The organism is Mycolicibacterium parafortuitum (assembly GCF_010725485.1).
GTDB lineage: Bacteria > Actinomycetota > Actinomycetes > Mycobacteriales > Mycobacteriaceae > Mycobacterium.
Map to the genome: position 1 here is coordinate 5,597,651 of NZ_AP022598.1, position 15,888 is coordinate 5,613,538.

Genomic DNA, 15,888 nt, shown 5'->3' on the forward strand with positions numbered 1-15,888 from the left:
CCTTTGCAGGTCACGGTCCGCTCGGCGGCGGCGGCAACGGCAGTACGGGACCCGCGTACGGCCGCGGAATCGTATACGGACCCAACGGTGTCGGGTCCGCGCGCTGCAGCGGATTCACACCGGGCGGCGGTCCCGCGGTGTCATCCCCGGGCGGCCTCGGCGCGTTGCGGGCCCCTCGCACCAGATACTTCGGGTCCGGGTTCGGGCAGTAGGTGTACAGGTACGGTTCCGGGAAGTCGGCGACCGTCGGGGGCGCGTGGGGCAGGTTGTAGTCGCACGAATACCGTTGGTAGAGGCTGACCGCGCCCCACACGCCGCCGTCGCGGAAGGTCGACCCCACCGCGTCCAGTGCCGAACCGCGGCCGGTGCTGGGGAAGAAGAACTCCTGCAGCGCGGGCATCCGCTCGTAGCCCACCTGGGAGACGGTGGTCAGGTTGCCCAGCAACGCGACCATGGTTTCGGAGTTGTCCGCGATGAGGTTGTCGATACCGGCCATCGCGTCGGGCCCGCGGTCGAGCATCGTGCGATACCCGCCGTCCATGCGCTGGACACCGGTCAGCACCGTGGACAGGTTCTCCGAGGTGGCCGCCAGCCCTGGACTGACGTCGCGCACGGTCGACAGTACGAACCTGCTGTTGTTGAGCAGCCGCACCGTCTGCGGCAGTACCGAGTCCAGCGTCGACACCAGGAACGCACCGCCGTCGAGGATCGCGGCGAGCTTCTGCGCGCCCTGAGGACCGACCTTGAGTTCGTCGAGCACCGCAGACAGTTCGGCCGGGTCGACCTGGCTCAGCGTCCCGTCCAAATTGCCCAGCAGTCGTGCCAGCGTAACCGGTGTCTGCGTTCTGGCGCTTGCGATTTCGTCGCCATCGGCGAGATAAGGTCCGGCGGCGGTATCGGACCGGAAATCGAGGTACTGCTCACCGGCCGGAGACAGTGCCGACACCCGCGCGGTGCTGTCGGTGGGAACCTCCGCGCCGGGGTGCAGTTCCGCGACCGCGACGGTGCCGCCGTCGGTGAGCTCGACGGAGCGCACGCGCCCGATCGGTACCCCGCGCAGTGTGACGTCCTGCCCGGTGAGCAGCCCGCCGGTTTCGGCGAGGTGCACGCGGACCACGCTGGCGGACCGCGTCGGGTCGACCCGCAGCGTGCCGAAGATCAGGTAGGTCACCCCGAGCACGAGCATCAGCGCCAGCGCGCAGGCCGACAGCCCGAGTCGATGGCTGCGCAGCGCGCGAACGGCGTCGACCAGCGGCCGGGCGAGGGTGTGTGCCGGGGAGGTCATCATCGACCGCCCGGGATGTTCGACGGCGGGGGCGCCGGCGCGGGGGTCAGCGCATCGGGCCTGGGCCCGATCAGCTCCGGAGGGGGCACCAGCCCCGGCGGCGGTGTGGGGGCGCCCCAGAACTTGTCCCGCACCTTGAGCATCACGTAGCTGATGCTGCCGACCATGTTGCGGAAGTCCTCGCGGGTCGGAGCATGACTGCCGGGATCGGCTGGGTGATACGGGTCGGCGAACGCACCGACGGCGAGATCGGCGAGGTCGATGTTCACGTGCGCCGCAGTAGCATTGGTCACCTTCAACATCGGCCCGAAGATCGTGTTGAAGTTGGCCAGTGACGCGCCCGGCGCATTCGCGGCGGCATCGAGCGCCGCAGACAACCGGTTGAGGTCGCCGACCATACTGCGCGACTGCTCTCCCCGGACCGACGGGAACTTGGCCAGCTGCAGGGTGATCCGGTTGATCTGGGCGATGAGGTCGACGATGCGGTCGGTGTTGTCGGCGAGCGTGCCCAGCGCCGGGTTCGCGGCGGCGACCGCGTCGTCGATCGACTGCTGCCGCGCGGCGATGGTCGCGGCCAGCTCGTCGGTCTGGGTCAGCGCCTCTTTCACCGCGGCCGAGCGCGCCGACAGGTCCTGGATCAACCGGGTGGACTCGTCGACCAAGTGATCGAGATCCTCACCCTTACCGTCGAGCGCCCTGCCCATTCCGTTCACCACCTTGGTCAGGTTGCGGACGGCGCCGCCGTTGACCAACAGCGCCGCCGTCGACAGCAATTCCTCGACCGTGGTCGCGGATGCGGTGACATCCAGGGTTATCGCGTCACCGGGTTTCATCACCGCACCGCTGGGCGTCGCGGGAGGGACCAGTGAGACGAAGACGTCGCCCAGTGGGGTGGCCGAACGCAGTTCGGCCTTCGTGCCCACGGGGATCGCCACCGCCGCGTCGATGTCGAGGGTGACGACGGCGGTGTAGTTCTCCGCCGTCATCGACGCGACCTCGCCGACATCGGCTCCGGACAGCCGCACCTTGGCCTTGGCGGGCAGGTTCAACGCGTTGGCGAACGTCGCGCGGATCGAGTACGTCTGCTCGCCGACCGACGGTGCGGGCAGCGGAATCCGGTCCAGCCCCACCGAACACCCGGTCGCCAGCCAGCACACACACGCTGTGAGGGCGAGGATTGTTGCGCGACGCAGCCCACCTGTCCGCCCCGTCACGGGCCCAGCCCCGCTAATCCCTCGAGCATGCTGGTGAGCCCGAAATCGGGTCCGAAGTCAGCGACGGTACCGGTGGTGCAGCCGAGTTGGCGCATGCCGAGCAGGTTGCACAGCTCCTTGGTCATCTGCCCGTCCATCTCGACCTTGTCGAGGGTCGGGTGAGCACGGATCGCATCCTTCTCGTGGTCGATCATGTTGTAGACGTTGTCCATCAGCAGCGGCATCAGGTTGAACACCTCCGCCATCTCGCGGCGGTAGTCGGCGACCGCCTTCGTCACGGTCTCGGTGTTGCCGGCGAAGGATGCGAGCGTTTCACGGTTTGCCTCGAGCAGATCGGTGGTCTCGGTGAGGATCTGGTTGAGTTGCGCGCCGGTACTTCCGCTGCCGAGCCGCTCGGCGGCCAGCACCGCGCTGAGCTGACGCAGCGCGGCGCCGAACTGCCGTATCGTCTCGTCGTTCTCGGCGGCCGCGGCGGTCAGCCGGTCCAGATTCGTCACGATCGCGGTGATCGCATCCCCGGTCGGTGCGCCGCGCGCCTGGCCCATCTTCAGCGCGGTGGACAGCTCCCCGAGCGCGGAACGGATCTCGGGACCGTTGCCTCCGGTCGTCGCCGCGCTGACCGCCAGCAGGTCGGCGACCGGGCCACCGCCGCGGCCGTCGCCCTGCAGTTCCACGGCGAGTTTGTCGATCATCGCCAGCACCCGGTCGAATTCGACCGGCGTGCGGGTGCGCGCCAGACCGAGGTGGTCGTTGTTCTCCAGCGCGGGTCCGCCGGTGTAGGGCGGGGTGAACTCGACGTGGCGGTCGGTCAGGATCGACGTCGACACCGTGACGGCCTGCGCGTCGGCGGGGATCTGAACCCCCGCCTCGACCGTCATCGTGACCTCGACGTACGCCCCGTTGGGAACGATCTTCTCGACCCTGCCGACCGGCATGCCCAGCACCGACACCGCGTTGCCCTCGTAGAGCCCGTTGGCATTGTCGAACTGGGCGATGATGGTCATGTCGGCAGCGGCCGGCCCGCCGATCGGAGCGCCGGAGCAGCCGCAGGCCCCCACCGCCATCGCGAGTACCGCGACCCCTTTCACGACGCGGGCGCTCATCGGCAGTCCTCGAAGTATGTGGGCAGGTTGAACTGCTCGGCGCGGCCGCTGATCGCGCACATGTAGCTGTCGATCATCGTCCCGCCGGACGAGGTGAAGTCGAACTCGTTGCCGTTTCCGGTGGCGTTGGTGAAGTTGCGCAGTGGCACCGGCATCATCTGCAACGTGCTGCGCAGCAGCGCGTCGTTGTCCCCGACTGCCGACAGCATCCGGTCCAGGTTGGTCAACAGGTCGTCGATCTGCGCGCGATCGTCGACGAGGATCGGCCGCAGTTGATCGACCAGCGCGGTGGTGGCGTCGATCATCCGCACGATCAGTTGCCGCCGCGCGGCGAGTTCGCCGAGCACGTCGTGGCCGCGGGTGATCAGCAGGCCGAGGCTGCTCTGCTGGCGGCCCAGCAGTTCCGTGACCTTCTTGCTGGCGGTGAGCATGTCCGAGATCTGGTCGCGCCGAGCGGTTATCACCGCGGAGACGTCCTCGATGTTGCCCAGAGCGCGCGGCAGGATCTCCGGCGCGCCGCGCAACTGATCCGCCATGGTGGTCATGGACTCGGCGATCTTGCGGGCGTCCACCGCCTCGAAGGTGGTGGTCGCGTCCTGCAGGGCGGTCTGTAGATCGTACGGGACCTCGGTGTGTGCCAACGGGATCCGGCGGTCGTCGAGCTCACCACCGCCCGCGGGCTGCACGTCGACGTACCGCGCCCCGAGCAGCGTGGTGAGTTTGATCGCGGCCCTGGTGTCCTCCCCGAGTCGCACCGCGTTGTCGATGTCCATGGTCACCACGACCCGGTCACCGTCGAGGCGCATCGTCCGCACTGCACCCACCCGCACCCCGGCGACGGTGACCTGGTCCCCCGGCGACAGACCGGCCGCCTGGAGGAAATCGGCGCGGTAGGTGGTGCGCCCGACACCTAGTTTCCCGAGCCCGAGCGCCGTGGCGAGAACGACGGCGATCACCAGCACTGTCAGCACCCCGAGACGCAGTTTGCCGTGCGGTTCTGCCGGATTCACGGCCCTGACCAGTTTGTCCATCGCCGGCCTCACCGACACTTCGGGCTGTTGCGAGGCACCCCGCCGGGGGTGCCGTTGGACAGGATCGCGTACAGCAGGCTGTCGATGCGGGGAAACTGGGTCACGGTGATGTTGCACGCGTAGATGTCGAGGTAGGAACCCGTCTGGCTCATCCGGGACAGCCCTTTGAGCGCAAGCGGCATGTTGAACCCCAGGTAGGCGAAACCCTGCTTGTTCTCGACGAAGTGCCGGGCGAATCCCGGTTCGCGGCGCATCCACTCGTCGAGGTCCGGTTGCACATCGGTGACAACGTTCGCCAAACGCTCGCCGACGATGGACACCTGGTCCATCGAGTCGATGAACTCGGCACGCCGCGCGGCGAATCCGTCGAAGACCGCCGTCGACGACGCAATAGTCGCCTCCAGGTCGTGGTCGCGTTCGGCCAGCGATTCCAGCACCGAGTTCAGGTTGGTCAGTACCCCGTCGAGGATCCGGTCGGTTCCGGAGTAGGACTCCACCAATCGGGTGGTTTCCGAGATCAACGTGGTGACCGCCCCGGCGTCGCCCTGCATGGCCCTGACCACGGCGGTGGTCAGGTTGTCCACCTGATGCGGGTCCAGCAGTGCGAACAGCGGTTCGAAACCGTTGAGCAGGCTGGAGATGTCGAAGGACGGCTCGGTGCGCTCGACGGGGATGACCGCACCGGCGGGCAGCACCGACGGGTCACCGAAGTCTTCCAGCGAAAGCCCGAGATAGCGCTGGCCGATGATGTTCTGGTAAACGATCGAGGCCTTGGTGTCGCCGTAGAGGACCTGTCCGGCGTCCACCTGGAAGCCGACGGTGGCCTGCGCGCCGTCGGCGCCACCCAGCCCGATGGCGTCGACCCGGCCGACCCGTACCCCGGCCATCCGGACCTCGTCACCGACTTTGAGTCCCGTGACGTCGGTGAACACCGCACTGTACGAGTGGGTCTCACCGTGCATGTTGCGTTGCAAGGTGACGAAAACGGTCCAGATCAGCGCGACGCACACCGCGACGAACACGCACAGCACGGCCAGCGCCCGACGATGACTCATCATGGTCGCTGCCCCGTTTCCGCCGGAAGCAGCGGCCCGGAACCCGGGTCTGGGACGACCTGAACAGTGTTACCCCGCGCGACCGGACCGAGAAGCAGCTCGGACGCGGCGTTGGTGCCGGGGCCGAGGATTTCGGCCAGTTGTGCGCGCTCCTGCGGGCTTCCGACCGAACCCACGTTGCCGCCTGCCATCTGCGGGGCGAGGGGAAAGTTGCGCGGGTGCAGCGACTGCGGCAGGGCCGGCGGGTCGGCCGAGATCGGCGCGGTGTGGCAGCTCGGCCCCTCCAGGTCGCCGTAGCGGGGGCAGTCGGCCCGGGTATACATCCGGTTCGGGGTGAAGACCAGCATGAACTTTCCGGTGCCGATGTTCTTCTGCTCGTCCCACACGTGGTCGAAGAAGCGGTTGGTGACCGTGTTGAGCCGGGTCACGATGGACGCGAAATCCTTTCCGCCGTCGGCTATCACCCCCAGCACCGGGGACATCTGCGTGGTGATGACGATCAGCCGTTCGGTGTTGTTCTCGAACGCGGTCCCCATCTGCGATGTCGTGGACAGACCCGCGGACAGGAATTCCGCCAGCTGCGACCGGGTCTCGGCGAGAGTGCGCATCGGCACGACGGCGTGGTGGACGGCGTCGAGCAGATCCGGTGCCGAGGTCTGCAGTCCGTCCAGCGCGTCGGACAGGATACGTAGCGCCGGTTCGTCGTCGGGATCGGTGTCACCGCCGGCCATGTACCTGTTGAGTTCGTCGACGATGCGTTTCGCGCCGCCACCGGCGGCGGACAGTTCCTCCCCGCGCCCCTCGGTGGCTTCCGCGACGGTGGCCAGGATGCCGATGCTGTCGGCCGAGCCCGGCTTGCCCGCCGCACCGAGGATATCGCGCAGCTTGGTCAGGGCGGTCTGGAACTGCACGGTGGCCAGGCTCTCGTCCTGGGCGATACGGGCACCGGGCCGCAGCGCGGGCGCCGGACCGTTGTCGACGAGCTGGATCGAGGACACCGCGAACACATTGCTCGGCACCACCCGGGCGGTGACGGTCCCCGGAATCCGTTGGGCGAAAGCCGGTTCGATGGTGAGTTCGATGGTGTGGGGTTCGGCGCCTGTTGCCGGGCTGACCTCGGCGACGGTGCCGACGAGCGCACCCCGGAACTTGACGTCCGAACCCTTCGGCAGGCCGTCGCCGACGTTGCTCAGCAGCGCGACGACCTCGACGTGACGGGAGAACGCCCCCTCGGATTTCGCGATCGCGAGCCCGGCGGCGAGTACGGCCACAGCCAGCACCGCGATGCCGCGCAGCAGCAGTCGCCCGTCGGAGACGGCGCGGGTGGCGGATTCGAACGGCTGCATCTCAGCCACCGAGCCTTGCGCCGGAACCGATGCCCCACAGCCCGATCGTCAGGAAAAGATTGGCGATGATCATCACCGAGATGCTGGCGCGCATCGCGCGGCCCGCGGCCACGCCGACACCCTGCGGACCACCGCTGGCGAAATACCCGTAGTAGCACTGGATCGTCGAGGTGATGATCACGAACACCACGGCCTTGACCACCGAGTACGCGATGTCCGATCCGGACAACACGAGGCGGAAGTAGTGTTCGAACGATCCCGCCGACAAGCCGCCTGCGAGGGTGACGATGGTCTGCACGGCGACATAGTTGACGACCAGGCACAGCACATAGAGCGGCACGATCGCGACCGCCGAGGCCAGCAGCCGCGTGGTGACCAGATACGGAAGCGGCCGGATGGCAAGCGATTCCATCGCATCGATCTCTTCGGAGATGCGCATCGAACCCAGTTGTGCGGTGAACCGGCACCCGGCCTGAGCGGCGAACGCGAGCGCCGCCATGATCGGTGCGAGCTCCCTGGTGGACACCGTCGAGGACAACAGGCCGGCGGCCGGCTCCATGCCGAGCAGGTGCAGCGCCTGATACCCCTCGATGCCGACGATCGCGCCCGCGGTGGCGCCGAGCAGGATGATTACCCACGCGGTGCCGCCCCCGACCACCACCGAGCCGTTGCCCCAGGTGACGTCCGACAGGATGGTCAGGAAGGCCTTGCGGTAGCGGGTCAGGGTCACCGGGATCCCGGCCACCGCCCTGGTGAAGAACGTCGCCATGTGGCCCAGGCGGATTCCGACGTCGGCCACCGAGCGGCCGGCCACCACGACCGGGCGCACCCCGCGCGGATAGTACGGCGCGGCCATCTACAGCGCCGCCTTCGGGAACAGCAGCACATACATCTGGGTGAACACCACGTTGGTGATCATCAGCAGCACGATGGACGCGACCACGGTCGCGTTCACGGAGTTGGCCACCCCGGCCGGTCCGCCCTGGGTGGTCAGGCCCTTGTCGCAGGCCACGATCACCACGATCGCGGCGAACACGACAGCCTTGATCAGCGTCAGCACCAGATCGCCGACGGTCGCAAACGACGCGAAGGTGCTGACGAAGCTGCCCGGTGCGCCGTCCTGGGCGAACGTGTTGAACAGGTAGCCGGCCAGGAATCCGATGAAGCACACCAGCCCGGTCAGCGAGACGCCGACGACGACGGCGGCGGCCAGCCGCGGTACCACCAGCCGCCGGATCGCCGAGATGCCCATCACCTCAAGGGCATCCACCTCGTCGCGGATGGTGCGCGAACCCAGGTCTGCGCAGATCGCCGACCCGACCGCCGAGGCCATCAGCAGCGCGGCCACCAGCGGTGCGCCCTGCCGGATCACGGCCATTCCGCTGGCCGCCCCCGCCAGTGAGGTGGCGCCGACCTGACCGGCGAGCAGCGCGAACTGGATCTGCAGCGTGACCCCGATCGGGATCGCCACGCACATCGTCGGCAGCATGGCCGTCGAGGCCATGAAAGCGGCCTGCTGGACGAACTCGCGGAACGGGAAGCGTCCCGCGGCGATGTCGACGATCAGGTAGCGCAACGCACGCAGTCCCAGCAGGCATTGGCTTCCCACGGTTTCCAGCGCCGCGCGGGGGTGGCGGTCGACGTAGCCGCGCGTCCACTGCGTGATCTCACCGACTGGTGAGATCACCGCCTCGTGCCGCTGTGTCGCTTCGTGCCGCGTCATCGTCGAACTTCCCGCTCGGACCCGAACTGTTACTGCCAGGTGGGGCGGTCGGCGGGCGGCTGTACCGGTATCGCGCCGAAGCGGCGCCGGAACACCTCACCCGTGCGCTGTTCCCGCCCGTACCGCTCCACGCTCGCACGCAGCACCTCGATCCTCTGCTCGCACGCCTCGATGCGGGCGGCGTCGTCGTCGCGGCGCGCCTGTGCGAGCAACTCCTGCTCCTCGGCGACGCGTTCGGAGAGCCGGGCCGCGACTTCGCCGAAGGTCAGCAGGTCGTAGTCGTCGGTGTCCGGGCGTTCGGTCATCTGTCCGCGCCGAAGTGGAGCAACTCGCGGGCGTTGAGTTCGACGATGCGGTGCGCATCGTGGTCGTCGACCTCGCGCAGGTTCTCGGCGATGCGTTTGCGGCTGTTGGGCCAGTTCGAGTCCGAGTGCGGGTAGTCCACCTCGATCAGGATGTTCTCGACACCGATCACGTCCCGCGCCCCGACACCGTGCACATCGTCGATGAAACATCCCCAGATGTGTTTGCGGAACAGGTCGGACGGGCGGTCGGTGCGGCTGATGTTCTGATACCAGCGGTGCCGCTCCCACGTGTAGTCCAGCCGTTCCAGGATGTACGGGATCCAGCCGATCCCGCCCTCGGAGAGCATGAACTTGATGTTCGGGTGGCGCTGCAGCATCCCGGAGAACACGAGGTCGGCGGTGGTCCACATCAGGTTCGTCGAGAACGTCGCGATCGCGACCGCGAACGGCGCCATGTCGGCCGGATTCGGGTTGGCGAACGAGAAGCCGGGGACGTAGCCGCCCGCGCCGAAGTGCAGGCAGATCGGCATGTCGGCGCGTTCCACCGCGTCCCAGAGCACCTCCCAGTGGCTGGGGTGGTGAAAGGACTGCAGCCCCAACGGAACCGGGCTGTCCGGGAAGGACACCGCGCGGGTGCCGAGCTGCGCGAGCCGGTCCACCTCGTCGGCTGCCAGCTGCGCATCCCAGGTCGGCAGGATCCCGAGCGGGATCAACCGGTCCGGCGCCGCGGCGCACCACTCGTCGACCTGAAAGTCGTTCCAGGCGCGCACGCACGCGAGCGCGAGGTCCTTGTCCTTGGCCCGGTGGAAGACCCCACCACCGAATCCGGGGAACGACGGGAAGGACAGCGCGGCGTGCACACCGTCGATGTCCATGTCCTTGACGCGCTCGACCGGGTCGTAGCAGCCCGGGATCATCTGGTCGTAGCGCACGGGTTCCATCCCGTACTCCGACGGCGGCTTGCCCGCCACCGCGTTCAATCCGATCTGCGGGTACAGCTGACCTTCGTAGCGCCAGACATGATGGCCCTCAGCGGTTTCGATGATCTGGGGGCCGTCGGCGCGCATCCGTTCCGGAAGTCTGTCCTGCCACACCTGCGGGTGCTCGATGACGTGGTCGTCCACCGAGATGATCTTCATCCAGTCCTGTAACGGCACTGCATCCTCCGGATCTTCGTGGGGTTCAGGTCAGGTCAACCGCGGGGAAGACCGAGTGCGCGTTCGGCGATCATGTTGCGCAGTACCTCGTTGGTGCCGCCCGCGATCGTGAACGCGCGCGCGTACAGGAACCCGTCCTGCCACCAGCCGTCGTCGGCGACCTCGGGGTCACCTTCGACGCGGATACCGTCCTGGCCCTGCAGACTGAAGCCGAACTCGTGCAAGCCGAGATTGACCTCGCTGAACATGATCTTCGAGGCCGGGGCGTCGGCGATGTCACCGGAGCCGTGCAGAGCGCGGCTTTCCCCGTACGCCGACACCAGCGCGTTGACATGGACTTCGGCGGCCAGGCGGCCGATCGTCTGGCGGATGTCGTCGCAGTCGATGGCGGGCACACCGTCGCGGTCGACATCGCAGGCGAGGCGGACCAGGCGGTCCAGCGCGGCGAACAGCGACGCGCCGCCACCCGCACCCGCCCGTTCCTGCGCCAGGCTGGCGGTGGTCACCGCCCAGCCCCGGTTCACTTCACCGATCACCCGCTCGGCCGGGATCCGCACTCCGTCGAAGAAGACCTCGTTGAAGTCGGAGGTCCCGGTGATCTCGCGCAACGGGCGCACGGTCACCCCCGGGGTGGACATGTCGAGGGCGAACGCGGTGATACCCGCGTGCTTGGGCGCCTCGGAATCGGTGCGCGCCAGCAGATATCCCCAATCGGCGTGCTGGCCGTTGGTGGTCCACACCTTCTGACCGTCGACGACGAACTCGTCGCCGTCGCGCCGCGCCCTGGTCCGTAGGCTCGCCAGGTCGCTGCCCGCGTCGGGTTCGCTGAACAGCTGGCACCAGATGTGCTCGCCGGACCGGATGCGCGGAAGGAAGTACTCCTTCTGCTCGGCGGTCCCCGATGAGATGATCGCCGCGGCGGCCAGCAGGCCACCGCCGACCGGACCCGGTGCGCCCGCCCGAACGAGTTCGGTGAGCACCACCGACTCGTGCAGCGGGTGCGGATCGACCAGGCCGCCGAACTCGACCGGCCAGTTCACGCCCAGCAACTGTTCAGCGAACAACAGCCCGGTCCATCTCCGCAGCGCGGGGATGTCCTCGGCCTCGGGCGCGCGCACGCCGGTGCGCGCCTGCCGCGGCGGTGCGTGACGGGCTGCGAGGTCGCGAACACGCTGCCGCAGTTCGTCGAGTCCCGCGTCCTGCCTGAGTTGCAAAGCACCCTCCGCATCCGATCCACCAAGCGCAATTTAGCTTAATCAGTATCCTGTATGTTTGGGAAGGTTTTCGAGTATCTCCCGCGAGCAATCCCCCTCAGCTAAGGAGCAGGCGTGGACTTCGAGCTCACCGACGAACAACGGGGCCTGATCGACTCCACCCGGTCGCTTCTGACGCGGCGGGCATCGGTCGAGCGCGCACGCCAACTCGTCGACGCCACCGAAGGTTTCGATGCCGACCTGTGGAAGGATGGAACACATTTGGGGTGGCCCGCACTCGGGATCGCCGAACGCGACGGCGGGCTGGGCCAACAGGTCGTCGACCTCGCATTGGTCTGCGCCGAACTCGCACACGGCCTGGCCGCCACCCCGTTCATCCCGGTCTCGGTGGCCGCCGATGCAATCGCCACGTCTGCGGCGGAGGACAAATCCAAACTGCTGCAGTTGATCTCCGAAGGATCGCTGATCGCGGGATGGGCTTTCGCCGAATTCGGCAGGCCCTGGGGGACGGCGGGCATCGGCACGGTCGCGGCGCGTCAGGGCGACGGCTACCGGCTGTCCGGCACCAAGGTCAACGTCCAGGACGCCGACGCGGCCCAGCTCCTCGTCGTCGACGCGCTACTCGACGGCGCACCGGCACGTTTCCTCGTGCCCACCGACACCCCCGGCGTGCAGATCGCGCGCCAGCAGACCCTCGACGTGACCCGCAGTTACTGCGACGTCCGGTTCGACCACGTCCGCATCGACGGGTCCGCGCTGGGCGCGACCGGCGCCGACGCGGCCGCGGCGATCACACGGTCCATGCACCTGCACACCGTGCTGGTGTGCGCCGAGCTGGTAGGTGTCGGGCAGCGTCTGCTGGCGATGACGGTCGACTACGTCACGGAGAGGGTCCAGTTCGGCCGACCGGTCGGCAGCTTCCAGGCCGTGAAACACAAATGCGCGGACATGCGGATCTGGTTACAGGGCAGCACCGCCGCCACGTACCACGCGGCGATGGTGCTCGACGCCGACCCCGCGGACGCCGAGCGGGCGGTCAGTGTCGCGAAGGCATACGCCTCAGACGCCGCGGGCCGGATCGCGGGCGAAGCACTGCAGCTCCACGGCGGCATCGGCTTCACCTGGGAGCACGACCTGCACCTGTACCTGCGGCGCGCACGCTGCGGCGCGCTGCTGTCCGGCGACGCCCGTTTCCACCGCGAGACGCTGTGTCGTCTGATGGAGTCCGCGTCGGTCTGACCGCGCGCTACTTGGGCGCGTTGAGTTCGTCGAGGGCGAGTTCGGCGCCGCGGTTCAGCGGTACCGGCGCGGTCTCGCGCGCGTGCTCAAGGCTGATGCCCTTGGCGGCGCTGACCACGTCGGCGAGCTCGGGCTGCTTCTCGAACAGCGTCTTGGTCAGCACGCACGCGAGGTTCGCGTCGAGGTCGTCACGGACCAGCAGCACGTTGGGCACGACGATGGTCGGCACCGCAGAGGGCAGACCGTAGGTCTCGGCGGGGATGAGGCCCTGTTCGTAGGCGATGCTGATCTCGGCCAGCGGACCGAGCTGCGGCGTCACGTCGATGAACCTGACGTTGTCACGCTCGGAGGTGAACAGGTCGGTGATTCCCGGCGTCGGCAACCCGCCGGACCAGAACATCGCGTCGATGGCACCGTCCTTCATGCCGTCGACGGTCTTGGTCAGGTCGAGACGCTGTGCGGCGACGTCGGTTTGGGGATTCAAACCGGCGGCCTCCAGCAGCCGGTTGGCGATCACCTCGGTTCCGGAACCCGGCGATCCGGTCGACACCCGTTTGCCCCGCATGTCGCCGACGGAGGCGATACCGCTGTCGGCGCGCACGATCACCTGCGTGTAGTTCGGATAGATCCGGGACAGCGCCTGGATCGGTTGCTCGTCGCCGTCGAAGCTGCCCTTCCCGTCGACCGCGTCGGCGGCGGTGTCGGCGAGGGAGAACGCGACCTGGTAGCTGCCGCCGACGAGCTGCTGGATGTTCTGCACCGACGCACCCGTCTCCGCGGCGGTGGCCTTGAGCTTTCCACCGGTGGCGGCCGAAAGTTGTTCGGCGAAGGCGTTTCCGAGCGAAAAGTACACCCCCGTCGAATTCCCGGTCGCGATGCTGACCCGGGTGTCGGAGCCGATCTCGCAGGTGATCTCGCCTCCGGAGTCCGCGGCAGGCGCATCCTGGCGCCCGCCGCATCCCGATATCGCGGCCGCGGCGAGCATCAGCGTCGCGAACGTCGTCACCGTGCGCTTCATGTCCGACTCCTCATGTTGGTGGTGAAGGTGAGCGCGACTGCGCCGAGCAGACACGCCGATCCCGCCGCGATCGAGACGGGATGCAGGAACAACAGCAGCAGCGCCGCGATCGCGCTGAGTATCCGTGCCGGGCGCCGCATCGGCCCGGCGCCGAGCGCCCACCCGCCCGCGGCGAACGACAGGGCGACGATGCCGAGGCACGCGACCGCGAACACCCACGCCACGCCGCCCACCGGACCACGGCCCAGCAGGTACTCCCCCGGGTCGGTCAGCACGAACGCGATGGGCACCAAGAAGGCGGGCGCGGCGTAGCGCAGCGCCTGCCACATCGTCGGGATGGCGCGGCCGCCGGTTACCGCGGACGCGCCGACCGCCGCCAGCGCGGTCGGCGGCGTCACCTCGGACAGCACCGAGTAGTAGAAGACGAACATCGCCGCCGCGGGGGCGGGAACGCCGAGTGCGAGTAGGGCGGGCCCAATGATGACCCAGCCGATGACGAACGACGCGGTGACCGGGATCGCCAGGCCCAGCAGCGCCAGCGCGATCGCGGCGAACACCGCCGTCAGCGCCAGCATCACGGTGCGGTTGTCGGTGACCGCGTCCACGCCACCCACCAGTACGGACGAGAACTGGGCGCCCAGACCGGTTTTGGTGGTCGTCGCGGTGATCACCCCCGCCGCCGCGCACACCGCGACGACGGGCAGCACCCCGCGCACGCCGGCGCTCAACGCGTCGTAGAGTCGGCGCGGCGTGAGCCGGTGGCGCCGGTCGGCGAACGACAGCACGAACGCCAGCGCGGTCGCGTAGACCACCGCCCTGGTCGCCGACATCCCGACGGCCAGGAACACCACGATCGCGATCAGCGACGAGAAGTGATAGCCGAAGCGGCCCAGCAGTTTCCACGGCGACACCGCGTCGAAGTGTGCGGCTTTCATCCCGAACCGGCGGGCATCGATCTCCACGGCCAGCAGGATGCCCAGGTAGTACAGGACGGTCGGGATCATCGCCCAGCCCAACACCGTCAGGTAGGACACCTCGAGGTACTCGGCGACGATGAACGCGGCGGCCCCGAGCGTCGGCGGCGACAGCAGCGCACCGACGCCCGCGGCCGCCAGCACCCCGCCCGCACGTTCGGGGGTGTAGCCCGCCCGCCGCATGATGGGCCATGTCACCGCACCCACCGTGACCGCGGTGGCCGTCCCCGATCCCGACACGGTGCCGAGCAGGAACCCCGACGCGACCGCGGTACGCCCCGCGGCACTCCGCGAGCGTCGGAACGCGGCGACCGACAGGTCGACGAAGAACCGGGCACCGCCGGAGAGCTCGAGGACCGCGCCGTAGATGGTGAACAGCACGATGTAGGTGGCCGCGACGTCCAGCGGCGTGCCGAAGAAACCGCTTCCCGAGTTGTACAGCGCATCGATGATCTGGGCGAAATCGAGCCCGGCATGCCCGATCGCCCAGCCCTGAGGCAGCAAGCCCCCGTAATAGCCGTAGGCCAGGAACACCGCGCACACCACCGGCAACGCCCAACCGGTGGTGCGCCTGCACGCCTCGATGATGAGCACCAGCAGCAGCGCACCCATCACCACGTCGAGCGGTGCGAGCATGCCTTGGCGATCCAGGAACGCGTTGTATCCGCCGCCGGCCTGCCCGACGCGCAGCGGCAGCACCGGATACAGGCAGACCACCAACGTCACGGCCGCCAGCACCCAGTCCAGGACGGCGGGCCGGTCCGGGTGGTCCAGCCGGCCCCAGCCCGACCGATAAACCAGGTAGACCAGCGGCAGCGTGCCGGCCAGGAACACGATCAGGTAGTACTGGCTGCCCTGTGACAGCGGCCGGAACACCTGCCAGATGGTCAGCACCGCGACGGCGAACGCGACACCGGTGACCAGATTCCGGGTCCAGCCGGTCAGTTCGCGGCCCGGCTTCTCCTGATCGTCGGTCTGCGGGAGGGCGGTGGATCCGGCCGGGGCCTCCGCCATCGACGGTGATGCGGGCGCGGCGGCGACCGCCGACGGGGCGTCGCCCGGCTGGTCCGATGGGCTCCGGTCCATAGGGCGTCCCACGTTAGGCGGCGCGGGTGCTGCTCGCGGCGGAATCCGCACTTCGTTACCGAGCCGATGGCACGGACGACGGCGCAGGGTGGCAGCGCCATCCCCCGCGTGTCCTGAGCCGCCGTGCCTACGCTGGTG

At 68.5% G+C, this 15,888-nt stretch carries 14 protein-coding genes; 1 reads left to right on the forward strand and 13 read right to left on the reverse strand.

Annotated elements, in window-relative coordinates; genetic code table 11:
• Positions 1-10: 10 nt before the first annotated feature.
• From NTM_RS26425 to NTM_RS26475, 11 genes are read right to left on the reverse strand one after another with little or no spacing between them, the layout of a single operon-like run.
• Positions 11-1,285, reverse strand: coding sequence for an MlaD family protein (locus NTM_RS26425; RefSeq protein ID WP_163769081.1), 1,275 nt, complete (start codon positions 1,283-1,285; stop codon positions 11-13).
• Entirely contained in the window at positions 1,285-2,499 is a 1,215-nt protein-coding gene (locus NTM_RS26430; RefSeq protein WP_337781400.1) for an MCE family protein, read from the reverse strand. Before NTM_RS26430 ends, NTM_RS26425 begins: the two co-directional genes overlap by 1 nt.
• The gene (locus NTM_RS26435) at positions 2,496-3,602 is read right to left on the reverse strand and encodes an MCE family protein (RefSeq protein ID WP_163769082.1); all 1,107 of its coding nucleotides are present in this window, start codon (positions 3,600-3,602) and stop codon (positions 2,496-2,498) included. Before NTM_RS26435 ends, NTM_RS26430 begins: the two co-directional genes overlap by 4 nt.
• Positions 3,599-4,633, reverse strand: a complete 1,035-nt coding sequence (locus NTM_RS26440) for an MCE family protein (RefSeq protein WP_104863712.1) — start codon at positions 4,631-4,633, stop codon at positions 3,599-3,601. The genes NTM_RS26435 and NTM_RS26440 overlap by 4 nt, the downstream gene beginning before the upstream one ends.
• A gap of 8 nt (positions 4,634-4,641) precedes the next feature.
• On the reverse strand, positions 4,642-5,691 hold the full coding sequence (locus NTM_RS26445) for an MlaD family protein (protein ID WP_337781401.1): 1,050 nt from the start codon (positions 5,689-5,691) through the stop codon (positions 4,642-4,644).
• On the reverse strand, positions 5,688-7,034 hold the full coding sequence (locus NTM_RS26450; protein ID WP_104863710.1) for an MlaD family protein: 1,347 nt from the start codon (positions 7,032-7,034) through the stop codon (positions 5,688-5,690). The genes NTM_RS26445 and NTM_RS26450 overlap by 4 nt, the downstream gene beginning before the upstream one ends.
• Position 7,035: 1 nt before the next feature.
• Entirely contained in the window at positions 7,036-7,890 is an 855-nt protein-coding gene (locus NTM_RS26455; RefSeq protein WP_104863709.1) for an ABC transporter permease, read from the reverse strand.
• The gene (locus tag NTM_RS26460; protein ID WP_104863708.1) at positions 7,891-8,757 is read right to left on the reverse strand and encodes an MlaE family ABC transporter permease; all 867 of its coding nucleotides are present in this window, start codon (positions 8,755-8,757) and stop codon (positions 7,891-7,893) included.
• Positions 8,758-8,786: 29 nt separating this feature from the next.
• Complete coding sequence (locus tag NTM_RS26465; protein WP_104863707.1) at positions 8,787-9,062, reverse strand: acyl-CoA synthase; 276 nt, start codon at positions 9,060-9,062, stop codon at positions 8,787-8,789.
• Positions 9,059-10,219 carry an amidohydrolase family protein gene (locus NTM_RS26470; protein ID WP_163769083.1) on the reverse strand — a complete coding sequence of 387 codons (1,161 nt, stop codon included), beginning with the start codon at positions 10,217-10,219 and terminating at the stop codon, positions 9,059-9,061. Before NTM_RS26470 ends, NTM_RS26465 begins: the two co-directional genes overlap by 4 nt.
• Positions 10,220-10,254: 35 nt before the next feature.
• On the reverse strand, positions 10,255-11,433 hold the full coding sequence (locus NTM_RS26475) for an acyl-CoA dehydrogenase family protein (protein WP_104863705.1): 1,179 nt from the start codon (positions 11,431-11,433) through the stop codon (positions 10,255-10,257).
• A 114-nt stretch (positions 11,434-11,547) separates the two neighbouring features.
• Here NTM_RS26475 and NTM_RS26480 point away from each other — a divergent pair, with 114 nt between their 5' ends.
• Complete coding sequence (locus NTM_RS26480; protein ID WP_104863704.1) at positions 11,548-12,672, forward strand: acyl-CoA dehydrogenase family protein; 1,125 nt, start codon at positions 11,548-11,550, stop codon at positions 12,670-12,672.
• Between the two features lie 7 nt (positions 12,673-12,679).
• On the opposite strand, the gene NTM_RS26485 is transcribed toward NTM_RS26480, so the two are convergent.
• Together NTM_RS26485 and NTM_RS26490 are read right to left on the reverse strand one after the other, a co-directional pair.
• Positions 12,680-13,690 carry a TAXI family TRAP transporter solute-binding subunit gene (locus NTM_RS26485; RefSeq protein WP_104863703.1) on the reverse strand — a complete coding sequence of 337 codons (1,011 nt, stop codon included), beginning with the start codon at positions 13,688-13,690 and terminating at the stop codon, positions 12,680-12,682.
• The gene (locus tag NTM_RS26490; protein WP_163769084.1) at positions 13,687-15,750 is read right to left on the reverse strand and encodes a TRAP transporter permease; all 2,064 of its coding nucleotides are present in this window, start codon (positions 15,748-15,750) and stop codon (positions 13,687-13,689) included. Before NTM_RS26490 ends, NTM_RS26485 begins: the two co-directional genes overlap by 4 nt.
• Positions 15,751-15,888: the final 138 nt, after the last annotated feature.